The sequence below is a fragment of the Nocardia pseudobrasiliensis NBRC 108224 genome, assembly GCF_001613105.1.
In the GTDB taxonomy this organism is placed as follows: Bacteria; Actinomycetota; Actinomycetes; order Mycobacteriales; family Mycobacteriaceae; genus Nocardia; species Nocardia pseudobrasiliensis.
In genome coordinates, this window is the sequence record NZ_BDBS01000041.1 from 1 (window position 1) to 23,732 (window position 23,732).

Here is a 23,732-nt window from a genome sequence, read left to right on the forward strand (position 1 = left end):
CGCGGGGGCCCACGGAGCACCGGCGCTTCCGGCGTCCGGCGCCGCGGCCGTCGCGGCCGGGGCCCCGAGGGCCGCGGCGACGATCATGGTGGCGATGAAAACCGGCTTCATATCAGCCTCCCTCGAGTAGACATCCCACCCGATAGATTAGCTGAAAAATAGCTCGTTCGCACCCCACGGGACCCCGAGGGATCCTCAGCGCATCTCCGAGTGCGACCGTCGGCCCCGGGTGTTCTGCGCGGCCGAGATCTGTTGCGGCGCAGAACGTCCGGTGTGGCCGACTATCGATCTCGCTCCGCACTCAGCCGAGGGTGAACGTCGCCCGTCCCGCGAGGTGCTCCAGATCCACATCCCGCGGATAGACCTCGGAATAGGTGTCGATCCACGCCTCCACCTTGCCCGCACCCGGCCACATACCCATACCGGTGACGACATTGTCCGGTGTGCCGACCAGCGAGGTGCCCTCGACTCGTTGCGACTGGCCGCTGGTCAGCCCGGTATCGAGGTTGCGCCAGTGCACGGTGAGGTAATAGGCCCCGCAGAACTCCCCGGTCTGCGTGATCTTCACCCGAACACCGAACTCACCCGAATGCGGCTCCGGCACGGTCTCGGCATTGATGATCGCGGCACAGTTGGGCCCCGGCACCCGCGTGAGAGTCGAGGTGAACTGCACAACCGGATCGGTGGGATTCGCCCCGGCAGACCCGGCCATCCCGGTCACCGCGGCCGCCACCGTCGCGGCAACCACCCCCACCCGAACCGAGACCCGTTGTAAGAAACCATTTTTCAAACTCATGCCCGGTTTGTCGCATCCGGCCCGGATGATGTTATCGATCCACGGAGCCCTCAATCTCAGGGGCTCGGTATCGCCATGTGGCTCCACCACACCCCTGCGGCATATCCTGGCGAGGTGCGCGAAGACGACGCCGTCACCGGCAACGAGCCCTTTGGCGGACGGGATGAACATCTCACCGCGGTACCGGCGGGACTTCCGAGTGACCGACGCGAATCGGCTTCTCGATCTCGCTCGCCGCGCCTACCTCGACTTGCATCCCGGTAGCACCACCGAGGACCCGCGTGCCGAGGTCACTTGCGCCGCGGATGCCTTGTTCACGATCCTCGAGTTCGATCAGCTACTGGGAGACCGGATCGAGGCCCGCCTCGCCGCCCGCGAAACCGATGGGTTGAGCCTGGGCGGCTGGCGAGCGCAGCTCATTTTCGACGAGCCCCGGCCATTGCGCCCTGATACCCTCGGAAATTGCCTGATCGGCGATGCATTCGCCCTGCCGGAGTCCGAACACTGAAGGGCCCCGGCATATTCGCCGAAGCCACAACGTCGGGTCACCCGCGCTGCGCACGCCACTGCGGCGCGAGTACCGACCAGATCTCGAGGTCGAAGCGCTTCCCCCGATGCACCACCGCCTCGCGGAGCATCCCGTCTCGGGTCATACCCAGTCGGCGAGCCACCGCGATGCTCGCCAGATTGCCGGACTTGACCTGCCACTCCACCCGGTGCACGCCCCGGGTCTCCACCGCCCAGTCGATGATCGCGCGGGAAGCCCTGGTGGCCAACCCCTTTCCGGTGCCCGCGGGCTCGAGCCAGCAGCCCACCTCGACGACGCCGTGCGGTAGGTCCATCCTGCGGAACAGCACGCCGCCCACGAGCGTGTCACCGGACCGGATACCGTAGATCCGGCCGGTGTCGGTGGCGGCCTTGTCCGCGTAGCTGCGCAGCAGTGCCCGGCTGGAGTCCAGATCCGTTGCGCGGTCGGCGAAGCCGATGTGCTGCCCGATGAACTCTCTACCGCGTTCGAGGTGGGCCAGGAACTCCTCGGCCTGCCAAGGTTCGAGCGGGCACAGGCGTGCCCCATCAGAGCCGAGCGGCACCGAGAACATCATCGGCCTCCATGATCGACAGCATCTCGCCGACCCTAACCCCCGAAGATCGTGCGGGACAACCGAATTTCAACCGGCGGCGCGCCGTCTCGTCGCGCGCGAAACCCGGCGACGACTCGGCGCGGCAATGCTCACCCACTCCCCGATCGCCCGCCTCGGCCCCACCGAACAGCGTCAACTCGCGCGCCTGCTGACCAAAGCCACGCGAGTGGATGTATCTGCGCCGTAGGCGCTTTCGATGATCATCCGGTACTGTCGAGGCCGAGGACGCGCGAAGACTTATTCCGGTATGGGTTAGTCCGGAAGTTTCGCCCCCGCATCCTGTGGCCGCCGTGAGTGGCACGGGAACCTGTGCGTCCCTTTCAGTCGATATGTCTGTGAAGGGTTGCGCTGTGTCGAATAGAGCTGTGCCGGAAGACGGCGTACTTGTCATCGGAGCGGGAATCGGCGGGCTGTGCCTCGCCCAGGGACTGAAGCGCGCCGGAATCCCCTGTGCCGTCTACGAGCGCGATGAATCGCCGCAGTCGCGGCTGCAGGGCTACCGGCTCCATATCGCCGCGTTGGGCATCCGCGCATTGCGCGAGGTGCTGCCGGACGAGCTGTACGCGCGGTTCGAGGCCACATCATTGCGGCCCCGGCCGATTGTGCCGCGCTTCGACGACCAACTCGTGCTGCGGGCGATAACGGAGTTCCCGGAACCCGGAGTCAACGTCAACCGAATGACGTTGCGGCACATCCTGTTGAGCGAACTCGACGATGTCCACTTCGGAAAGCGCCTCACCCGCTTCGACAGCGACAACGACGGCGTCACGGCCTATTTCGCCGACGGCGCCACAGCGCGCGGGCGCGTACTCGTCGGCGCGGACGGAGTCCACTCCCCGGTCCGCCGCCAATACCTGCCGCACGCGCGGATCGAGGACACCGGCCTGCGGCAGCTGTACGGCAAGATCCCGCTGAACGAGCGGACCCGACCGCTGTTCGACGACGAGATGCACGCCGTGTTCAGCATGATCCTCGGCCCCGACCACACACTGGTCGGCGTGGCGCCGGTAGCGCATCCCGAACCGTTCATGACCTGCTCGGTCGGCCTACGAAGCGAGAGGATCGGTCTGTCCGACGAGGAACTGGCCACGCTCTCGGGCGGGCAACTGCGCGAGCTCGCACTGAAACAGGTGGACGGTTGGCATCCGCGAGTTCGGGCGATGGTGTCGAACTGGGCGCTGGAAACCGTTTTCCCGCTGGTGATTCGAACGAGTGTGCCGTTCGCGCAGTGGACCCCGAGCCGGGTGACGCTGCTCGGCGACGCGGTCCACGCGATGAGTCCCGCGGCCGGAGCCGGGGCGAACGCCGCGCTGCGCGACGGAGCCGCACTGGCGGCAGCCCTGAGCGCGGGACCGGACGAGGCGGTCGCCCGTGGCGCGATCGCCGCCTACGAGGAGGCCATGACCAGTCACGGATTCGCCGCCGTGCGCGAGTCCGCGACGAACGGACACCAGTTCCTCGGACAGAACCCGCTGCCGGTCTGAGAATCTACGGACCGACCTTGCTGCCCTTGCCCACCACCCAGCCGAGGCCAACCGCAGCATAAGGTCGTCACCAGCGAAGGCGACGTCGACATCGGGGGTAGCCCGGACGCCGGTTTGCCGTTCTTCCCTCGGGGCGGCTCGGCATGAAGACGGCCACGCCAGACCGATCCGCGACTGCGCCGGGTCAGCGAAGTTTGCGGAAGAACTCGCGTAGATCGTCGATCATGAGGGTGGGGGCCTCCATCGGGGCGAAGTGACCGCCGCGGTCGAACTCCGACCAGTGGACGAGGGTGTTGTGCTTCTCGGCGATGCCGCGAATCGTGTTGCCGCCCGGGAAGATTGCGATGCCGGTGGGTACCCCGGAGTTGGGGAGCTCCACGCCCCATTGCTGGGATTCCTTGTACAACCGCATGGACGAGCCCGCAGTGTTGGTGAACCACAGGATCGAGAGATCGGTGAGCAGCATGTCACGGTCGATCGCGTCGGTGGGCGTGGCCTTGGTTGGATTGGTGTAGGTGTTCACCACGTCCAGGACCCACGCCAGCATGCCCGCGGGCGAGTCCGCGACCGCCGGCGCGAGTGTCTGCGGGCGGGTGGCGTGCATGCCCGCATATCCTGAGGTGTCGCTGCTGCTCCAGTCTTTCAACTGCGCCAGCTTCTCCTGATCGCTTGCGCTGTAACCGGATCCGTTGTCCTCCCAGGAGGGGATGGTGATCGGATCGTTGAGGTGGATACCTGCCACATGCTCGGTAGCGATGCGGCCCAGCTGCGGTGCGATGAACGAGCCCGCATCGCCGCCTTGTGCGCCGTAGCGCTCGTAGCCCAACTCGGCCATGAGTTTCGCGACGAGTTCCGCGCTGCGCTCGGTTGACGCCGCACCGGCCGCGCGTGTGGGGCCGGAGAAGCCGAACCCCGGCAGCGTCGGAATCACCAGGTGGAAGGCATCTTCGGGAGTGCCGCCGTGCGCGACCGGATCGGTAAGCGCGCCGATCATGGCGGTGAAGTCCTCGAACGGCCAGCCGTGCACCAGGACCAGCGGCAACGCCTCGGGCTCGGCTGACCGGACATGCAGGAAATGCATACGCTGCCCATCGATGTCGGTGACGAACTGCGGATACCGGTTCCGAGCCGCTTCCTGTGCTCGCCAGTCGAAGCCTGTACGCCAGTACTCGGCCAGCTCCCGCACATAGCCGGTCGGGATGCCGTAGGTCCAACCGACGCCGGGCAGCTCCTCGGGCCAGCGGGTGGCAGCCAACCGACGGTTCAGATCCTCGAGGTCGGCATCTGGAATGTCGATGCGGAAGGGAGCGAAAGTTGTCATGTCTGCAAAGCTAGGAGTGGCTTAGGACAGTTCTGCTCCTAAGCTGGTGGCATTCTCGAATCATGCTCGAAACCTCCGCGCGCCTTCTGCGCCTGCTGTCCCTGCTGCAGATGCATCGCGATTGGTCGGGCGGCGATCTGGCAGAACGCCTCGGCGTCAGCACCCGGACCGTGCGCCGGGACGTGGACCGGCTGCGTGAGCTCGGCTATCCGGTGGACGCCGTCCAGGGCACGGCGGGATACCGGCTGGCTGCGGGCAGCACCCTGCCGCCGCTGCTGCTCGACGATGAGGAGGCGCTCGCCATCGCGGTCGGGCTGCGCACCACGACGGGCGGGACCGTGGCCGGCTTCGAGGACTCCGCGCTGCGCGCCCTCACCAAACTCGAACAGGTCATGCCCTCACGTCTACGGCACCGATTGCAAGCCTTGCAGCGCTCGGTGATCCGCGTGGAGGCGACCGCGCCACGTGTGGCACCCGACACCCTCATCGCCCTGTCCGACGCCTGCCACCGCCACGAACGGTTGCGCTTCGAGTACACGAATTTCCAAGGCCACCAATCGATCAAGGACGTCGAACCGCACTCGGTAGTCAACTTCAACCGGCACTGGTACCTGGTCGCTTGGGACCCGGCGACCGCGGACTGGCGTTCCTATCGAGTGGACCGGCTACTCCCCCGGACACCCACCGGACCCCGCTTCCCCCCTCGCGACGCGCCGGAAGGCGATGTGGCTACCTACCTCTCACGGCAACTCTCCGCTCGCGCGTGGCCCTACCGCGCCACTGTCACCCTGCACCGGTCAGCCGCCGAACTGGCCGACCGAATCTGGACCGGGATGGGCGTGCTGGAAGCGATCGACGACACCAGTTGCCTGCTCCATGTAGGGGCCGACTCCCCATGGGCACTGTCCTGGATGATCACGTCCATCGACACCGACTTCACCATCACCGATCCCCCGGAACTGGTCGAACAGATCGAAATCCTCGCTCGCCGTTGCGCAGCCGCGATCCAGGCATGAGGGATATCAGTCGGCGATCCGCTTGGTGGCCGAGGCACGTACAGACCAGTCGCGGGGCGGCGCTCAGTCCTGTGCGTCGACGAGCATGCCCTGGATCTGCTCGCGCAATTCGGGGTAGTGGCGGCAGTCGGCTGTCTTCCTCGTCATCTCGACCCTCCCGAATGGGTGCGGTCTGGCTGGTCGGTGGTCCTGTGGCCGCCGAAACCCTTTGCTACCCAGCAGATCCGAAGCAGGTATGAGACAGCGGTTTGCAGCGCGTCATCGCATACTCACGGGGTGTCGAAATGCAGGGACGCCGAAGGGGGGCAACGACTCTCAATCTGGTTGCCGCTGCCGTCATCGTGCTGCAGCAAGTCCGCTGTTCGACCGAGGTCATCCAGTACCCCCGGTACCGAGTTGGTCTACACGATCTATCCTCAGCGCGGCCAGGTGCGGGAACAGAACGGCCACCAATCCAAGATCAGCACACCGACACCATGATCAAACATCATGCCGTAGTGCGCATTTCAACCCACTCCGCACTCGTCGGTCAACGCACGACAATGCCGATGACACGATGCCGGGCCGAACGCGCGGCCTTCACCGTCGCCGCCCGCTTTCCGTCTATTTCTGCGACCCGGAGGGTCCTTGGCGGCCCGGCAGCAACGAGGAGTCAATGGTCTTGTCCGCCAATACCTTCCCCGCCGCCGTGGAATCCGCACACCATCGGAAGGCGCTCAGCGAAGGTTTGTTGTGACCGCCTGCGACCGATCCGTGTCCACGCTGATCGCGTCAACACGAACTTCCGGCCGCGGGGGCCCACTTTCTTGCCGTGACCGATGACGAATGACGCCCCGCGGCGAAATTGTCTATTCGGGGGTGGTGCGGGGGTTGAGAGCGTCGCGCAACGCCGCTCGTGAGGTCACGCCGAGTTTGGGAAACACCTGGTAGAGGTGGGTGCCGACCGTTCGGGGTGAGAGGTAGAGACGTTCGCCGATTTGTTTGTTGGTCAGTCCGGATGCGGCCAGTAGGGCGATCTCTCGTTGTTGCGGGGTGAGGGCGCCGACGGACGCGGGGGGTGGGTTGGCCGGTTGGCCGGTGGCGCGTAGCTCGGTGCGGGCGCGGGTTGCCCAGGGTGCGGCCTGTAGTCGGTCGAAGGTGTCGAGGGCGGTGGCGAGGTGGCGGCGGGCTTCGGTGGTGGCCTTCGCGCGGCGCAGGCGTTCTGCGTAGGCGAGTTGAATTCTGGCTTGCTGGAAGGGCCATCGGTCCGCATCCGGTACGGCGAGCGCCATGTCGAACAGGTCTCGGTAGCGCTCGGGTGGAGCGACCATCGCTTGTGCGCTCGCGGTGACCAAGGCGAGCCTGGGTGAGATCGCCGCGACGTTCGCGTCGAGGATCTCGGCTACGTGGCGGGCCGCGTCATCGCTGCGGCCCGCCCGGACCGCGGCCTCGACGAGTTCGAGGATCACCCACAGCGCATGGGGTGCGTGGGTGGGAACCGTACCGGGGTGGCAGACGGTCAGCGCATGGTGGTAGGCGGCCTCGTAGTCGCCGCGACCCAACTCGGCGAGAGCTCTCGTGTGTGCGGCGTAGTGGGTAAGGAGCCCGATTCGGTTCGGTGCGGCCCAGCGAACAATGTTGTCCGACAGGGCTTTCGCAGTGTTGTACTCGCCGCGTGCGGCCGCGATGTACGCCTGCTGGAAATGCAGGAGCCCGGAGAGGATCGTGTACCCGTCGCGCGCGGCGAGTTCAAGTCCTTCGGTGGTCATCCGCTGTGCCAGATCCCATTCGCCGGTCATCAGGCAGTCGTAGCCGAGCACGACGAACGCTTCGATGGCGGAGGTGATCGCGCCACCGGCCCGGCCGTGGGTGAGGACGTGTTCGAGGGCCGCCCGGCATCCCACCACCCGATCGGTGTAGATCGAGGCGATGCCGATCCGCACGACGTAGGCGTGATCGGTCTGCTCGCGGATTCCCGCGATCGCCGCCTCCAGTTGTGTCAGGGTCGACGCGGCGCGGCGTGCGGGCTCGACGAAGCTGCTGCCCAGCAGGACAAGGAATTCCGGCGGTTCGGGATCGAGGTGTTCGAGCGCGGTGAAGTATTCCTCGGCCAGCCCCGGCCGGGAACCGAACGCGCACGCGGCCTGCAGGACGTAGAGAGCCTCGATCAACGTCCGATCCCGCGGATCGGAGGGATCGCGCACGCCCTTGATCGCGCCGACCAGTAATCGGTGGATGGTGTCGATGTCGCCGCCGCGGTTGGTCATCAGCGCCGCGGCCGCCAGCGCGCCCGCCGGCGAGCCGCCGGGTCCCTGTTCGGCGTTCTCGATCAGTCGGTGCGCCTCGGTCAGGTCGCCGGTGATGTCCGCGCCCAGATACGCGGCGACCATCGCCTGCGGTTGCGGTCGTCGGATCGCGGACTGAATTCGGCTGCGCGCAAGAGTAATCCGATCGCACCCACCGGATCGCCGCGACGCTGGGCGCGGGTGGCGGCGTGCTCGAGCAGTTCGGCGACGTGCTCGTCGGGTTCGTCGGCGGCGTGGGACAGGTGCCAGGCTCTGCGGTCCGGATCCGCCGAGAATTGCTCTGCCAGTTCCCGATGTGCCCGGCGGCGCTGCTGGTGGGTCGCCAATTCGACGACCGCCGCGCAAACCAGCGGATGCCGGAACCTGGGCCCGCCGATGTCGATGCGGACCAGGCCCAGCTGCTCGGCTGCCTCCAGGCCCTCGATCTGCTGCGTGCCGACCGGAACGGCCGCCATAGCTCCGGGCTCGTCCCCGGCCAGCGCCGCCAGCAGCAGTTGTCGACGCGACTCGGCGGGAAGGCTTTCGATGCGGCGGGCGAAGAGGGTGTGCAGGCGTCGGCCGACGCGGGTCACACCCGGCGCGCGATGCGTGCTGTGCGCGCCGGGCAACTCCACCAGAGCGAGCGGATTGCCCTGTGCCTCGGCGAGATAGCGTCGCCGGGTACGCGTGGACAGTTGGGGGAAGTGTTCGGTCAGCAGCGCCGTGGCCGCGTCGTCGTCGAGCGGCGCGAGTTCGATCTCGCGCATGCCTTCGGATTCGAAATCGCTGTCCTCGCCGGTGCGCGCCGCCGCGATGAATCCCACCCGGATACCGTGCAGACGCCGCGCGACCATGCCCAGCACCTGCGCGCTGGCCCGGTCCATCCAGTGCAGGTCGTCGACGATCAGCAGTACCGACCGATCGATCGCGGCGCAGATCAGCAACGCCCGCACCGCATTCGACAGGGTCAGCCGGTCGGGCGCGGATCCGTCCCGCAGCCCCAGTCCAGCTTCCAATGCTCGCCGTTGCGGGCCGCTCAGTCGGTCCATGTCGTCCAGCAGGGGGTAGAGCAGCTGATGCAGTCCGGCATAGCCGACCTCGGCCTCGAACTCGACTCCGGCGCAACGCAGTACCCGAAGGCCCGCCGTCACCGCTGATTCCGCCGCAGCGGTGAGCAGGACCGTCTTCCCGATACCCGCATCCCCGACGATCAGCATCGCGCCACCACCCACACCGGCACCCGTTGTGAACGCATTCAGTTCGGCGAGCTCACGGTCTCGGCCGATCAGGTGCACCGATCCCACAATCACCGATGCTATCCGAGCGTGCGGTGGCACGGCGCTGCCCAGTGGGGCCGTTACGCGGAGACCGACGCCGCCGCTTCCTTGATCAGCGCGGCCACCGCTTCGGGCTGTGACACGTAGACCGCGTGACTGCCCGCCACCTCTGTGACCTTCGCCTCGGCGCGCTCGGCCATCACCCGCTGGACCGGCGGCGGGATCATCCGATCCGCGGTCGCGATCAGGTACCAGCTCGGCTTGGACCGCCAGGCCGGCGTGCCGACCTCGCCACCGGCCGCGCCGACGCCCCACGGCACCTGCGAGTCGGCCATGAAGGCGGCCTCTTCCTCCGACAGGTCACCGGCGAACGAGTCGTGGAACTTCTCCCGATCCAGGAAGAGGAATCCTTCCTGCGGGGGCAGGATCGGCGGCACCGGTGCGCCGGGTGCGGGGTTGGCGGTGAGCGTCAGCACCGATTCGCCGGTATCGGGCGCGAACGCGGTGATGTAGACCAACCCCGCTACGGCGTCGTGTGTCCCGGCCTCGGTGATGACCGCGCCGCCGTAGGAATGCCCGACCAGCAGGACCGGACCGTCGAGAGCAGCGATCGCCTGGCGGGTCACCGCCGCGTCACCGTCGAGGGTCAAGGTCGGATTCTGCACCACGCTGACTCGGAATCCGTCCTTGCGAAGGACGTCGTACACCCCCTGCCAGCCGGATCCGTCGACGAACCCGCCGTGTACCAGCACCACATTGACTGTTGTTCCCGAACTCATGATTTCCCTCGATCCGAGAGCTCGTGCGGCCCTCACGAAAGAGTTTGGCGCGCAACAGCGTCCAGTCGCTTGAGTCATTCGACGTATATTCCGCGGAACTCGATCGCAGACCAGCCCGATGGAGATGGCGATCCTGCTGCGGTCTGCCAAAGGCTTGACCATCGCACCAACGCACTATTCAGCCGCTTACAAGGCTGTCCGGATCCTCACCAATTCACCCCCAAAGTTATTTCGAGTCTAAACAACCCTCCGCAGGCCGGGTTTCCCCTCCGCGCCCTACGACATGGCAACAACCAACGTCCGCACGTATCTTTTCGAGGAGTTCGGCGCGGCCAGCCCGCATACTGGCTGCAGTCGATACAAGTGAGCTGTAATGCCGCATGGCGGGCGTTCGCTGATCGGTTGGCCGCCAACGGCTCTCGAACATCCGGTGTCGCTGATGAATGCGCCTCAGCCCTGGCGGGTCGGTCGAATGGTCAGCTCGCCGATTTCGACATCATCGGGTTGGTCGATCGTGAATGCGATCGCCCGAGCCACCGCCGCGGGGTCGATACCGAGATCGGCCATGTGCTGCTTGACCTGTGTGCGCACGGCCGGGTCGTCGACGGCGTTGTCGACCAGTTCGGTGCGGACGTAGCCGGGGGAGATCGACGTCGTACGCAGCACCCCGTCGGTGCTCTCCTGCCGCAGGCCCTCCAGGAGGGTGCGTACCGCGTTCTTCGTTCCCGCGTACACCGCCTGGGTGGGGACGATCTTCAGGCCGGAGGTCGAGACGACGGTGACGAGGTGACCACCGCCCTGACGACGGAACACCGGCAGGGCCGCGGCGATCCCGTGCAGGATCCCCTTGAGGTTCACATCGACCATCGCCGACCAGCCCTCGACGTCTAGGTCGGCGACAGGGCTGATCTTGCTGATCCCGGCGTTGCCCACCAAGACGTCCAGACTGCCGAAACGGTCGACGGCCAGGGTGACCAGCGACCGCAGGTCGTCGGGATCGGTGACGTCCACGCGCGTGGCGACCGCTCGGCCGCCAGCGGCGGCGATCTCGGCTACGAGCCGGTCGAGTCGGTCGGTGCGGCGGGCGCCGAGCACGACGGCCGCACCGAGTGCGGCGAGGTGACGGGCTGTTGCTTCGCCGATTCCGCTGCTGGCGCCGGTGATGGCGACGACTTTGCCCTGAATGGTCACGAGGATCCTCCGCCTATAGTGGACACATGTCCGGTTACCCTGACGACTCTAGCGGACACATGTCCGTTTACGTCGAGAGCGGTGGAGCGCGGCGTGCGGACGCACAACGCAACCGCGAACTGATCCTGCAAGCGGCACGCGACCTCGTGCACCAGCCCGGCGAGCTGAAGCTCAACGCGGTCGCGAAGGCCTGCGGCATCGGGCAGGGCACGCTGTACCGGCACTTCCCCACACGCGAGGACCTGCTCGCCGAGGTGTACCGCCGTGAGGTGGAAGAGCTGGTCGCCGCGGCTCCGCGCCTGCTGGCAACGCATCGGCCGCTGGATGCGCTGGCGGCGTGGTTCGGCCGGGTCGCCGCCTACGCGCGGGTCAAACGCGACGTGTTCGCCGCCTTCGAGGCAGCGACGTGGCGCGACCTCGCCGCCCACAGCCTAGGCCCGATCGGTCAAGCGGTGGAACTGCTGCTGGCTGCCGGCCGCGCCGACGGCAGCGTCCGCGCCGACGCCGAAGCCCGCGACGTCATCGTGCTCATCAGCTGGTTGTCGCGGCTCGACGATGCCGAACTCGACGCGCGAGGGCCGCGGCTGCTGTCGATCCTCGTCGACGGACTCCGCGCGCGTTGCTGCTGAGACGAATACGCCGTGGAGGCGGCAGTTGCAGCCGGTTACGCACGTCCTGGATCGCGAGCCGCGCGGTTCGAAGCGGCGATCCGGCAGGTCCGAAGATCAACGAGCCGAGATCATCTCAGCCGTGGGAAACACACCATATTGCCGCGGAGCGGGCGTTCTGCGCGGCGAGATCGATTGCGGTACAGAACATCCGGTATTGCCGATGAGCGGGTGCTCGACCGGCCCCCGATCAAGCCGAGCAGCGTTTGTGCTGATACGCGAAGAGTTGCGTGCGGCCTGCTTGGCCGGTCAGTTCAGGTAGCTGGTCAGCCCCTCGACCACACGCTGGGTGACACTGCAGGGTTCGAGGGCGTCGGATTTGAGGTTCCTGGTCACGAACACTGTTTGCCCGTCCGCCACCGCGATGCTCACATAGCAGCCGATCTTGTTCGTGTCCTGGGCCGCGCGGTATCGGGTGGCGTCGTGCCCGGCTGCGCGCACCGCGGTGAAATCGGTGTAGCGGCCGGACTGGTTGACCTCCTGCAAACTCTGGTGCGTGGAGGAGATGGTCACTTCGAAGGCGTCGGTGGCCGAGTGCCAGCGGCAGCCCGGCTCGCCGTCGGATCCGTCGACGACCTGCTTGCTCTCGGGTCGCAGCCCCTGATGCGCGATGTCGGCGTCGGCGATCCCGCACGGATTCCACATCGCCGGTGTCGAGGTCTGCGGCTGCGCCGTGGTCGGCGCGGTCCAGGGCGCTTGCGGTGCGGGCGCGGACTTTTCGGCGCTCGGGGTCGATGCTTGCTGTCCGCCAACGGAATTCGGGGCGTCGATGGTGGCTGCGGCGGAAACCGTCACCGATCCCGTCGTGGTTTTCGCACCCGCATCCTTGTCCTCGGCGGTGGTACAGCCGGACAAGACGAGCGCCGCCCCGACGACACCGACCAGAACAGCCTTCGACTTCACGTTACTCGTCACGAGTCAAACCCCTTCTATCACTGCGCGTTTGCGCGCAGCCGACCCGTAGATTTCGCCGGGTCGTACCTCCCGTATTCGATCAGCGGGGACACGGCCTGCGGCCAGGACCCGAACGGTGTATCGCCACGCCGCCCACCACGTTACGTAAGGTAACGAAACTCTCCGGTTCGCTGACCTGACAAGTCACAGTCGATTGCTGCCGTATCGCTGCTCTCAGGCACCATCACGCCGACCGGACGACGACCGCACATCACCTCTGCGTCACCCTGGTCCATGCTGACTTCAGACAGGGCGAGTGAGCGATAATGGCTCCCCCGTGGCGGGCGGTCTGCGCGGCGAGATCGACTGTCCCGCAGAATGTCCGCTTCTGCCGATTTGCGGGCTAACAGACCAAGCGCGGATCGATGCCGGTCCATGCTTGGCGTTGGACGTCGGGCAGGCGGTCATCGGTGTAGCGGAGAGTGGTGTCGAAGGCGAGGGTTGTGCGCTGGTCGGGACGGAATTGGGGCCAGTCCGGAATGGCGGTGATGGTGGGTGTGCCGGTGCGGGCGAAGGCGGTGAAGGTGTCGACCATGGTGTCGGCCAGTCGTTGTGCTTCGGTGGTGTCGGTGCCGGGGGCGAGTTGTCGTGTGTCGGGTGTGCCGAAGGTGAATGCGAGGTCCGAGCCGTGGATGGCGCCGGCGGCGGAAGCGCGGGGGTAGTCGAAGGTGTACTGCCACACGCGGTTTCCGGCTCGGTGGGCGTGTTCGGCCAGCCAGACCGAGGGCATGACGACGAATACGCTGCTGTGCAGGTCGAGAGTGGCATCGCGGTCGATGGGGGTGCTGTCGCGGTAGATCTGCTGCAGGCGCTGCCAGGTCTGGTCGCCGGCGGCGGTGCGGCCGATGTATTCCATGCGGTCCTGCCACAGGGTGTTGTCGGCGAAGGTGTAGGCCTCTTTCGCGCAGGTGCCGATGAGCAGGTCGGTACCGGGGTTGAGGCGATCGAGCGGATGGGCCGGCAGCACGTGGTCGTCGAGGAGTGGGCGGAACGGCTCGGTCAGGATCGAGTTGTCGTTGTAGGTCTTCTCGGCGGCGGTGAGCAGGTGCTCGGCGGGCAGGTCGAGGAGTTTGCCGGTCTGGCCCGTGCTCAGATTCAGGTGGTGTAGCAGGGTGTCGAGGGTGCGGGTCTTGCCTTGCGGGCAGGCTGTGGGTCGGGCGCCGCCGCTCTGCACGATGGCGCGGTGGAACAGCCCGCGGGCCTGGGGCATGCCGAGCAGCAGTCCGATCGACATCCCACCCGCGGATTCGCCCATCACAGTGACGTTGTCGGGATCACCGCCGAAGGCGGCGATGTTGTCGCGCACCCAGCGCAAAGCGGCGAGCTGGTCGAGCAGACCGGCATTGCCCGACCCGGGACGCTGTGGCTGGTACAGATACCCGAACACGTTGACGCGGTAGTTGATGGTGACGAGCACGATGCCGCGCCGCGCGTAGGCGGAGCCGTCGTAGACGCTGCCCGCGCCGGAGACGAATCCGCCGCCGGGGATCCATACGATGACCGGTCGCCGCCCGTCGGTGCCGGGGGAATACACGGTGGCGAACAGGCAGTCCTCGCTCTGGTTCGCCGGTGCCGGAATGTCGGCTGCCAGCTGGAATTGCAGAGGGGCAGGGCCGAATTCGGTGGCCTCGCGCACTCCCGGCCAGGGTTGGATCGGTGCCGGCGCGGCGAAGCGGTATTGTCCGGTTGGTGCTTCGGCGTAGCGGAGTCCCTTCCAGACCGTCACCTCGCCGTCCCGCACGCCGCGCACCGCGCCCGCGCGGGTCTGGGCGATCAGCGGATCCGACGGCTTGGCCGCCGTGGACGACGGCGAATCCCCGCCCCTCCTGCCCGGACTGCACGCCGTCGCGGCCAACGCAGTCGCGGCGACCGCGCCGCCCAGACCGAGCCCCAGCGCCCGTCGGCGATCGAACTGTCCCGCACTCGCATTCATGGTTCGGCTCCTGATTTCCGGATCACTCAACCGGTGCGTATACGAACGGTTCGTAGTCGAACGATAACGATATCGTAGTGCTGCCTGATGTGTGGGTAATGCTCGTCTCACATCCGTCTGCCGTAGTCGCGACTCACCGTCGCGGGTCACACCGATTATTCGTAACGGTCGTCGCCCGGCGTGGGCCGCTTCGCCCGGGATTACTGTGTGTCCGCCCCATCGGGCGCGGCCAGCTTGAGGAGAAGCTTGCGCAGCTGACGTTGCTCGGTGGCGGTGAGGCGAGTGAGGAGCTGGGCGTCGGCGTCGTCGGCCAATGGGGTCGTTGCGCGCACCACCGCCTTACCCTTGGCGGTGAGCCGAAGCAGGAACCGCCTGCGGTCGACCGAATCCGCGGTTTTGGTGATCAGGCCGCGCTCCTCGAGTCTGCGTAGCATGCCTGCCAGGGTGGCTTTGTCGACTGCGGCTCTCGCGCCCACCGTGACCTGATCGATGTCGGGCGTCGCGGCCACTGTGCTCAGCACCGCGAACTGCGGCTTGGTCAACTCCGGAAGCTTGGACTGCCACACCGCGCCGTGATCCTGCAGGACTCGCCGCATGAGATGGAACACAGCATCGCCGGGATGAGCCATACCCTGATGCTAGTATGTTTACGAACCGTTCGTATGCAAACTAAAAGAGGTGCGGTTCCCGGCGTGTCGATACGCGGCAACTACCCGATAGCACAGTCTCCGATCTCGTGTTTCCTTCGTGAAAGAGGACTGCCATGCGGTTGATCGTGGCCATGACCGGGGCGACCGGCGCGGCGCTCGGCGTGCGTTTGCTCGAGAAATTGCGCACTCGTGAGCAGGTGGAAACCCATTTGGTGATCAGTCGATGGGCGCGCAGCACCATCGAGTGGGAGACCGGGATGAGCGTGCGCGAGGTAGCCGCGCTCGCCGACGTCAGCTACAGCCCCGACGACCAATCGGCCGCGCCGTCGTCCGGCTCGTTCCGCACCGACGGCATGGTGATCGTGCCAGCGAGCATGAAAACCGTCGCCGCGGTCCGCCACGGTTACGCCGACGGGCTCGTCGCCCGCGCGGCCGACGTCACCCTTAAGGAACAACGCAAACTGATCATCGTTCCGCGCGAGGCACCGTTGAGCGCCATCCATCTGGAGAACATGCTGGCCCTGGCGCGGCTGGGCGTGATGATCATCCCGCCGATGCCCGCGTTCTATCGGCACCCGGTCACCGTGGACGACGTCGTCGACGGGTTCACCGACCGCTTGCTCGCCCACTTCGGACTCGACACCGACACCCGCTACGAATGGACCGGCTTCAAAAAAGCCCGGACACAAGAACTTTCCGGTGCCGACGGCGCGGCGATCACTGAGGCGGAGGATTTCCGATGACCGTTCACGCTGACTCCGTCTCGGCCGATACGGATGCGGTGCTGCCGCCGATCACCGATCTGCGCTCGGCGCTGGACCGCTTGCGCGGTGTTCCCGGCCAGTTGCTCGAGACCGATCACCCGGTCGATCCCGCCGGAGAACTCGCGGGTGTGTACAAACGCGTCGGTGCAGGCGGCACCGTGCAGCGCCCGACCCGTATCGGTCCGGCGATGATCTTCAACAATGTCACCGGCTACCCCGGCGCGCGGGTTCTGGTGGGGCTCATGGCCAGTCGCGAACGCGTCGGCCTGCTGCTCGACACCCCGGCCCGGCGACTGACCCAGCGCATGGCGCAGGCCATCGAGAATGCGCAAGGCCCGGTGGTCGTCGGCGCCGACCGCGCAGTCTGTCAGCAGGTCGTGTATCGCGCCGACGATCCGGCATTCGATCTGCGCACCCTGCTGCCCGCGCCTACCAACACCCCGCAGGACGCCGGTCCGTATTTTTGCCTGGGCCTGGTGCTCGGCAGCGACCCGGAGCTGGGCACCGACGTGACCATTCACCGGCTGTGCGTGCAGGGCCGCGACGAGATCTCGATCTTCTTCGCCCCCGGCCGCCACATCGACGAATTCCGCCGCCGCGCAGAACAAGCAGGACGACCGTTTCCGATCTCGGTGAACATGGGCCTGGACCCGGCCATCCCGATCGGCGCCACCTTCGAAGCACCCACCACCCCACTGGGTTACGACGAACTCGCCATCGCCGGTGGCCTGCGCGGCGCACCGGTCGAACTCGTCGACTGCGCCACCATCGACCAGAAAGCCATTGCCCGCGCCGAAATCGTCATCGAGGGCTACATCCTGCCCGGCAAACGGGTCGCCGAGGACCAGAACACCCACACCGGCCATGCCATGCCCGAATTCCCCGGCTACGACGGACCCGCCAACCCCTCCCTCCCTGTCATCAAGGTCACCGCGGTCACCACCCGCCGCGACCCCATCCTGCAGACACTGGTCGGACCGGGGGAGGAGCACACCAGCTTGGCCGGGATCCCCACCGAGGCAAGCATTTTCAATGCCTTGCACGCCGCCATGCCCGGTTTCGTCCCCGAGGTTCACGCCCACACCGCGGGCGGCGGGAAGTTCCTCGCGATCCTGAAGTGCGACAAGAAAACCGCCCGCGACGACGGCCGCGCCCGCCAAGCCGCCCTGGTCGCCTTCGGCGTCTACTCCGAACTGAAGAACATCATCCTGGTCGACACCGACGTCGACATCTTCGACACCGACGACGTGCTGTGGGCCATGCAAACCCGCATGCAGGGCGACCTCGACATCATCACCATCCCCGGTGTCGCGGGACACGTCCTCGACCCCAGCCAACAACCCGACTACAACCCCGCCCTACCCACCAAAGGCACCACCGCCAAAACGATCTTCGACGCCACCGCCCCCTATCGCCTGCGCGAAACCTTCCAACGCGCCCACTTCCTCGACGTCGACCCCCGCCCCTACGCCCCCGACCTGAACCTCACCTACCCATGACACCCGTCCAGCACAACACGCGGTAATGCCGCATGGCGCGCGCTGTTCAATCGACCAAATTGGTTGGTCGACAGAGCTTTTACACGCACCCTCATGCCGAGTTCAGTGTGTCCGGCTGGCTATGTCGGGCTTGCTCGGTGGTTCAGTCCGCGATGTGGACGAGCATCTTGCCGGTGTTGGCGCCGGACAGCAGGCCGAGGAGGGCTTGTGGGGCGTTGCGGATTCCCTCGACGACTGTCTCGGAGTATTTCAGCCGCCCGGCTTCGACCAGCGGTACAACCTCGGCGAGAAATTGCTCCCGCAGCCCGTAGTGATCGGATACCAGCAGTCCGCGCAGGGTGAACCGCTTGGCGATGATCTGATCGAAGTTGTTGGGTCCGGGCGTGGTGGCCCCGGTGTCGCTGTACTGTGCGATCCTCCCGCACACCGTGATCCGGCCGTGCACAGTGATGGCCTCGATCGCGGCCTCCAGCTGCTCGCCGCCGACGTTGTCGAAATAGATGTCTATCCCGTCGGGGGCGGCAGCGCGCAGCTGCTCGGCGATCGGGCTGTCCTTGTAGTTGAACGCGGCGTCGAACCCGAGTTGCTCGGTCAGGTAACGCACCTTCTCCGCGGATCCAGCACTGCCGACGACGCGCTTGGCGCCCTTCAGCTTGGCGAGTTGGCCGACCACCGAACCGACCGAACCTGCTGCTGCGGACACGAATACGGTATCGCCCGGCGTGAATTCCGCGGTCTCGAGCAGTCCGGCGTACGCGGTCAATCCGGACTGGCCGAGGACGCCGAGGTAGGCGGACAGGGGTGCTACCGACGTGTCGACGTGGGCCGTCTGCTGCGCGTCGACGACCGAATGCGTGCGCCAACCGAGGGCGTGTACGACGTGGTCGCCGGGCTTGAAATCATCGACCGTGGAAGTGACGACCGTGCCGGCCGCGGGGCCGTCGAGCACTTCGCCGACCGCGACCGGCCGCGCGTACGACTTGTCGCCGCGTATCCGGCGAAGCGTGGTGGGGTCGACGCTCATCACCAGGTTGCGCACCAGCACCTGACCCGCCCCCGGGGTCGGGATTTCGGTATCCGCGATCTGGAAGTCGTCGAGGGTGGGAATGCCGTTCGGACGGGCCGCGAGCCGGATCTCGGTAGCCATGCTCTGTTCGGTCATCAGCCGACCATAACGGGCCACGACGACAACGCCGGTGAACGACGTGGATGAGGTGTGTGGGGATACTCGATAGGTCCGTGATCGGCGAGTTGGGTCGAGCCGCCCCGCGAATGGACAACTCTGTACATGTGCTGGCTACTACTAGGAGGAATCAATGCTGCCGCCAGTGCTGGGAAGATACCTGGAATTCCGTTGATGGCGCTTGGGTAGGCTCACTGGTAGCCGCTGCGTCTGGCTTTTTGTTGGGTCCTGTTGTCGGTATTTTATTTTACGGTGGTCTGGGCCTGCTTTTGGTCGGAAGTATCGCCCTGCTCTGACTGGGGCGGGTGCGGTCGGACGGCTCGGATTTATCCGAGCCGTCGAATCCGCCGATTTCGGTCCAGGCAATGTTTTGTTTATGGTGTGCGTCGTTGCGTCGAGTCGAGACGCAGGCCAGCCCCTGCTGGCAGGAGGCAGCCGTCCCGCGTCCCGATGCTGCCGCTGGGCTCGTCACCGCTATCGAGATGCGCATCGACCCCCACAGGCAACAGCAACTGATCGTACTCAAGTATCGACCAATTAATGATCCTTCATTTCGAGCAGGACATTCACGAGAAATACCTCCACCGCTTGCCGGTTACCGAAGCTCACGGAGGTCCTGGACATCCACACGAGGACCTGCGCTGAGCCGGTGTCGGTGAGCAATCCCCGATGGGCTGGCGGCTCCGGTCTGCTGGCTGTGTGAGCCGTCCCTTCCACGAGGGTGAGCGGGACGGCTCGATAGGCCCGTGATCAGCGAGTTGAGCGGAGCAGCCCTCTCGGTGACCGTGGGTGTCAGCGGTCTCCGCCCGATCCGGCGATGGCCCATCCGAGGTTCTTCTCGACCCGACCACGGGTCTGCAGACCGTCTTCCAGCATTCTCTGCAGCCGCCTACGCGCCTCCGGGTTTGCCATGGCCTGCCAGAACAGCCGGTTTTCCGCGGCCAATACGGCATCGTCGGGCAGGCTGATCTTGTCGACGAGTTTCTTGGCGGTGGCAAGGGCTTCGGCGGGAAAGGAGGCGATCCGACACGCGAGCTGATCCACGAACAGGTCCAGTTCGGCATCGGGTAGTGCTCGGTTGACCCAGCCGTAGCGTTCGGCCACCGAGGCCGGGAAATCGTCGGCTCCCAGGATCACCTCGAGGCTTCGGCCGCGCCCGATCAATCGAGGCAGCCGCTGAATACCACCACCACCGGGGAAGAGTCCTACCGCGACCTCGGGTTGTCCCAGAATCGCTCGCTCCAGGGAGGCGAAGCGCATATCACAGGCCAGGGCTATCTCACTGCCCGCGCCGCGGGCGCGACCGGCGATTTTCGCGATCGACACCTTGGGCAACCGGGCCAGTCGCTGGGCGATGGCAACGGAGAACGGCGGATTGCTGGGGGTTGACGCGCCTCCAGTGACATCGAGATGCGCGAGAAAGAAGTCCGGATCCGCGCTTTCGAACACGATCACTCGAACGGCGTCATCGTCGGCGACCTGGTCGAGGAACTGCACGAGGTCCTTCTTCATTGCTTCATCGACCAGATTGATCGGCGGGTTCTCGAATATCGCCCAGGCGACGCCCTTGGCGACCTCGACCCTGATTGTTTTCAGCGAGTACGCATCGGCACCGAATGACGAACTCATGATTGTTCCTCTCTGTTCAACACCGGGTCAGCGGAGTTGGTCGGCCGGCAGTAGCGGTCGGCCGCGGTGGGGTCACGCTGGTCGAACAGATCGGTGGCCAGCCCGTCGATGAGCTGGATGGCTTCGGTCGGGCTCAACGTGGGTTCCCGGAGAGTCATCTGTGTCGATGCGCTCAGGGTGTATCGCCCTTCCACTCGAATGATGGGGATCCGCGATGCGTCGGCTCCGGCGGCGATCGCCGTTCCAGCACTGTCCAGCCAGCCGATACCGATAGGCTATCAATCGGACCACACCGGAAGATTCAACAACCGCGTGGCGCGCTGCACCACAGCGCCGAAAAGCCGTGGCCAACTCATGCCACGTGGCAACATTGCGCAGATCGTGCGGACAGGACAGACGAAGCGCAGAGACGAACACGGCCGGAGAGGTGGGTGGCATGTCGATCAACGTGGTACCACCCGGCGGCGGGGAGACCCTGGACCAGGGCCGCGGCATCCGGGTGCGGATCTTGGAAGACGGTACCCATACCCAGCGGCGGCTCGGCTTGGCCCTGATACAGCTGGCGCCCGGATCCCCCGGCGTGTCCGCGCACGTGCATCGCCGACACGAGGAGACCTTCTTCGTCCTCTCCGGTGCGGTGCGCTTCGGCACGGGCAGCGATACCCTCACCGCCGCTCCCGGCACCCTGATCACGGTACCGATCGGCACCCCGCACAGCTTCGCCAACCCCGACGCGGACGCCGAGGCCAGCTTCCTGTTCACCACCACTCCCGATCTGTTCATCGGCTACTTCCGCGACATGGCCGATCTCGGCCCCGACGACCAGACCCCCCAGGCGGTCGCCGAGATCATGGCCAACTACGCCACCGACCCCTACCACCCCGGCCACACGCTGAACAACCCTCACGGACGCACCCGATAGACGGTGCGTTCGTCCGCCCCGACCGCGACAACTGCCACCGCTGCACGCAGTCGAACAAGGGCTGACACTCCTTCCACTCCTGCGCACAGCGGGATTCGAACTCGGGCAGGCGCCGCACTGCGTGAATGCGCTCACCCTGTTCGCCATAGCCCACACCGGCCGGGAAACCCGCAGCACCGCTGCGGCCGGGCGCTCACGGACCCGGATCAGGCGATCTACCTTCCGGAGCGAAGGCGATCACCGAATGTGTGCCAGAACCACGGATCGGTCGGACTTGGTAGACCCGGTGATCGAACCGACGCTCCCTACGAATTCGTCACAGATGGCCTGCACGCCGCGGTGAAGCGAGCCAAGGAATTCGCCGGTGATCGCGACGTATCCGATTACGGCCGGAGATCTCGCGGGCCCGGCGATGCTCGTCGGCCTGGTGGATGCAATCGACATGCACCTGGTTCCGGTGGTGTTCGACACGGGAGTTCGCTTCTTCGGCGAGCGCGCAGTCCCCCGAACGCTCGGCGATCCCAGTATCGTCGCTGGAAACCGAGTGACTCACCTGCACTACACAATTCACCCCACTCGCGTCCCGAGTGAAGTAGCGGGCGGGGCTTCGGCCCCCGAATGCGTCAGGCGAGCGATTCCGGTTCGGCTTCCTCCCGTGTGTCGCGGCTTTCGATCCGGGCCGCGCTGACCCCGCGCGCCACTGTGAACTTGGAGACGTTGGCCGTGGCCCAGGCTCTGAGCGCGGCGCTCTGTTCCGGGTGCATGCGCGGCGTCCACAGGCCCAACCGCACGCTCTCCACGCCCGGCCTGTGTCCGGTGAGCAGTTGTGAGAGCTGTTCGAACTGAGCCGGTGTCACGAAGGCCAGGCAGTAGTCCCGCTCGGAATCCAGCGCCGCCAGGACGGTACCGAGGCCGAAGGCACGCTCACCGATCTCTTCGAGGAACGCTTGGAGGTAGCCGACGCGGTCGTCGTCGGTGTGCTCGGTGTCGAAGGCCGCGACCCAATCCCAGGGCAGCGCCGAGGGGTAGGAGCTCAGCGATATCACCTGTTCGCGGACGGTCCGGGGGTCGGCGTCGCGGGCGATGACCGCCACATCCGCCATCCCGGCCGGGGATTCGGCGGCGGCACGGGTGAGATGTGCCCGTCTTTGCGCCATGACGGCCCGCACGCGGAACTCGAAATCGGGCTGCTCGCGGGCATACTCGTGGGCATAGGCCCCGACCTGTGAGCTCTGGCGCACTATGCGGTCCGGTTCGGGCGGGGCGGGCCAGAACTGCAGCAGGTAGCGGTCCACAACCGGCTCATCGTCGAGCCCGACGTCCTGCTCACGTGCCCGGTCCATGCCCCGCGCGCAGTACCGCACCCGGTAGTCGACCCCTTCTTCCAAATCCAGTTCCCAGTACGCCTCGCCGGCCCACTGCATCAGGAAGCTTTGATCCGAGGCCGGGTAGAACGAGACCTCCGCGACGTCCTCCCATACCGGATCGAGCGAGGGAGCCTGGCCATGCACCTCGACGGTGAAACCGACAGCGCCGGTGTGTAAACCGGTGCGCAGGAACAGAGCGCCGGGTACCGCGGCGCCACACAGTCCTGAGCTCTGCCCGGCGAACGCCTCGTGCATACGCGGGCCGGGACTTCCGGGGACACTCTGAACATAGATCTGGCCGTAGGAGACACCCACCTCGCCATCGAGCCTGAACATTTCGGTGCGGTGCGGTCTGGTTCGGGAAAGGCTCATGCACGGCAGCGTAGAGAAGCCCACCGACACGGCCCGGCTTCGAACGCCCTGCAGTACCACATGGCACGCGATGGTAAGCCGACCGAATTGGTTGTCCGACAAAGCTTCCCAACGTCCGCACATGCCGATGACGTGGCGATGCGCTGTCCCGTGCCGTTCGCACGGCAGCCTTCGTCCGACTGGACCATGGCGTCGTATCCCATGGGCGGTTCCTCCTATTGCCCGATTGCCTCGGCCGGGACCCAGGAGCCGTGGATACCGCCGGGAACCCGGCGGGGCAGTTGGACCGCGGCGACGGTGTTCATGTCGTGAGCGTCGAGACTGATCGCGGAGGGCAAACTCGTTGCCGCAGTGCGGCTGAGCGGCAAACTCTCCGGCGACTTCACCTTCACTCTCAAACGCTGAACCCTCCCGGCGGCCACGGGCCTGTCCGGCAAGATCGGCCGGGCAGGCCCTGGCCGCCGAGGAGCAATGTCCGGTATTGCCGCCAGCGAGCAATTCCAGGACAGCGGACCTTTGAT

Annotated in this window: 21 protein-coding genes; 7 read left to right on the forward strand and 14 right to left on the reverse strand. The window is 66.3% G+C overall.

The features are described from left to right. Positions 1-301: 301 nt before the first annotated feature. Positions 302-796: a hypothetical protein gene (locus NP4_RS29290; protein ID WP_082876320.1), complete on the reverse strand. Its 495-nt coding sequence runs from the start codon at positions 794-796 to the stop codon at positions 302-304. Between the two features lie 199 nt (positions 797-995). Between NP4_RS29290 and NP4_RS29295 the strand changes: the two genes are divergently transcribed. Continuing rightward, the gene (locus NP4_RS29295; protein WP_068004878.1) at positions 996-1,304 is read left to right on the forward strand and encodes a hypothetical protein; all 309 of its coding nucleotides are present in this window, start codon (positions 996-998) and stop codon (positions 1,302-1,304) included. Between the two features lie 37 nt (positions 1,305-1,341). On the opposite strand, the gene NP4_RS29300 is transcribed toward NP4_RS29295, so the two are convergent. After that, positions 1,342-1,899, reverse strand: coding sequence for a GNAT family N-acetyltransferase (locus NP4_RS29300; RefSeq protein WP_211335983.1), 558 nt, complete (start codon positions 1,897-1,899; stop codon positions 1,342-1,344). 389 nt (positions 1,900-2,288) lie between these two features. Between NP4_RS29300 and NP4_RS29305 the strand changes: the two genes are divergently transcribed. Beyond that, a complete protein-coding gene (locus tag NP4_RS29305; RefSeq protein WP_211335982.1) occupies positions 2,289-3,422 on the forward strand; it encodes an FAD-dependent oxidoreductase in 1,134 nt (377 codons plus the stop codon). A gap of 184 nt (positions 3,423-3,606) precedes the next feature. Here the strand turns inward: NP4_RS29305 and NP4_RS29310 are convergent, their stop codons facing one another. Beyond that, positions 3,607-4,743 carry an epoxide hydrolase family protein gene (locus NP4_RS29310; protein ID WP_068004881.1) on the reverse strand — a complete coding sequence of 379 codons (1,137 nt, stop codon included), beginning with the start codon at positions 4,741-4,743 and terminating at the stop codon, positions 3,607-3,609. A gap of 62 nt (positions 4,744-4,805) precedes the next feature. Here NP4_RS29310 and NP4_RS29315 point away from each other — a divergent pair, with 62 nt between their 5' ends. Continuing rightward, positions 4,806-5,759, forward strand: coding sequence for a helix-turn-helix transcriptional regulator (locus NP4_RS29315; protein ID WP_068004883.1), 954 nt, complete (start codon positions 4,806-4,808; stop codon positions 5,757-5,759). An 848-nt stretch (positions 5,760-6,607) separates the two neighbouring features. Here NP4_RS29315 and NP4_RS42190 read toward each other — a convergent pair. From NP4_RS42190 to NP4_RS29330, 4 genes are all read right to left on the reverse strand, one after another. Beyond that, a complete protein-coding gene (locus NP4_RS42190) occupies positions 6,608-8,128 on the reverse strand; it encodes a helix-turn-helix transcriptional regulator (RefSeq protein ID WP_211335981.1) in 1,521 nt (506 codons plus the stop codon). Then, complete coding sequence (locus NP4_RS42195; RefSeq protein ID WP_211335980.1) at positions 8,086-9,327, reverse strand: AAA family ATPase; 1,242 nt, start codon at positions 9,325-9,327, stop codon at positions 8,086-8,088. The genes NP4_RS42190 and NP4_RS42195 overlap by 43 nt, the downstream gene beginning before the upstream one ends. 53 nt (positions 9,328-9,380) lie before the next feature. Next, positions 9,381-10,079, reverse strand: a complete 699-nt coding sequence (locus NP4_RS29325) for an alpha/beta fold hydrolase (RefSeq protein WP_068004885.1) — start codon at positions 10,077-10,079, stop codon at positions 9,381-9,383. A 450-nt stretch (positions 10,080-10,529) separates the two neighbouring features. Beyond that, positions 10,530-11,270, reverse strand: coding sequence for an SDR family oxidoreductase (locus NP4_RS29330; RefSeq protein ID WP_082876321.1), 741 nt, complete (start codon positions 11,268-11,270; stop codon positions 10,530-10,532). A 59-nt stretch (positions 11,271-11,329) separates the two neighbouring features. Here NP4_RS29330 and NP4_RS29335 point away from each other — a divergent pair, with 59 nt between their 5' ends. After that, entirely contained in the window at positions 11,330-11,899 is a 570-nt protein-coding gene (locus NP4_RS29335; RefSeq protein WP_068004901.1) for a TetR/AcrR family transcriptional regulator, read from the forward strand. 288 nt (positions 11,900-12,187) lie between these two features. Here the strand turns inward: NP4_RS29335 and NP4_RS29340 are convergent, their stop codons facing one another. The 3 genes from NP4_RS29340 to NP4_RS29350 form a co-directional block, all read right to left on the reverse strand. Beyond that, complete coding sequence (locus NP4_RS29340; protein WP_082876322.1) at positions 12,188-12,853, reverse strand: DUF3558 domain-containing protein; 666 nt, start codon at positions 12,851-12,853, stop codon at positions 12,188-12,190. A gap of 382 nt (positions 12,854-13,235) precedes the next feature. After that, positions 13,236-14,825, reverse strand: coding sequence for a carboxylesterase/lipase family protein (locus NP4_RS29345; protein WP_068004907.1), 1,590 nt, complete (start codon positions 14,823-14,825; stop codon positions 13,236-13,238). A gap of 200 nt (positions 14,826-15,025) precedes the next feature. Next, a complete protein-coding gene (locus NP4_RS29350) occupies positions 15,026-15,454 on the reverse strand; it encodes a MarR family winged helix-turn-helix transcriptional regulator (RefSeq protein ID WP_068004909.1) in 429 nt (142 codons plus the stop codon). 134 nt (positions 15,455-15,588) lie between these two features. Here NP4_RS29350 and NP4_RS29355 point away from each other — a divergent pair, with 134 nt between their 5' ends. Together NP4_RS29355 and NP4_RS29360 are read left to right on the forward strand one after the other, a co-directional pair. Then, positions 15,589-16,218: a UbiX family flavin prenyltransferase gene (locus NP4_RS29355; RefSeq protein ID WP_068004911.1), complete on the forward strand. Its 630-nt coding sequence runs from the start codon at positions 15,589-15,591 to the stop codon at positions 16,216-16,218. Next, entirely contained in the window at positions 16,215-17,738 is a 1,524-nt protein-coding gene (locus tag NP4_RS29360; RefSeq protein WP_068004912.1) for a UbiD family decarboxylase, read from the forward strand. Before NP4_RS29355 ends, NP4_RS29360 begins: the two co-directional genes overlap by 4 nt. A gap of 142 nt (positions 17,739-17,880) precedes the next feature. Here NP4_RS29360 and NP4_RS29365 read toward each other — a convergent pair whose 3' ends face one another. From NP4_RS29365 to NP4_RS29375, 3 genes are all read right to left on the reverse strand, one after another. Continuing rightward, positions 17,881-18,900 carry an NADP-dependent oxidoreductase gene (locus NP4_RS29365; RefSeq protein WP_068004914.1) on the reverse strand — a complete coding sequence of 340 codons (1,020 nt, stop codon included), beginning with the start codon at positions 18,898-18,900 and terminating at the stop codon, positions 17,881-17,883. A gap of 813 nt (positions 18,901-19,713) precedes the next feature. Continuing rightward, complete coding sequence (locus NP4_RS29370; RefSeq protein WP_082876323.1) at positions 19,714-20,550, reverse strand: enoyl-CoA hydratase/isomerase family protein; 837 nt, start codon at positions 20,548-20,550, stop codon at positions 19,714-19,716. After that, positions 20,547-20,687, reverse strand: a complete 141-nt coding sequence (locus NP4_RS29375; RefSeq protein WP_156524949.1) for a hypothetical protein — start codon at positions 20,685-20,687, stop codon at positions 20,547-20,549. Before NP4_RS29375 ends, NP4_RS29370 begins: the two co-directional genes overlap by 4 nt. A gap of 299 nt (positions 20,688-20,986) precedes the next feature. On the opposite strand from NP4_RS29375, the gene NP4_RS29380 reads away from it, so the two are divergent. Then, positions 20,987-21,472: a cupin domain-containing protein gene (locus tag NP4_RS29380; protein ID WP_068004918.1), complete on the forward strand. Its 486-nt coding sequence runs from the start codon at positions 20,987-20,989 to the stop codon at positions 21,470-21,472. A 623-nt stretch (positions 21,473-22,095) separates the two neighbouring features. On the opposite strand, the gene NP4_RS42200 is transcribed toward NP4_RS29380, so the two are convergent. Continuing rightward, entirely contained in the window at positions 22,096-23,211 is a 1,116-nt protein-coding gene (locus tag NP4_RS42200; RefSeq protein WP_211335827.1) for a hypothetical protein, read from the reverse strand. Positions 23,212-23,732 lie beyond the last annotated feature (521 nt).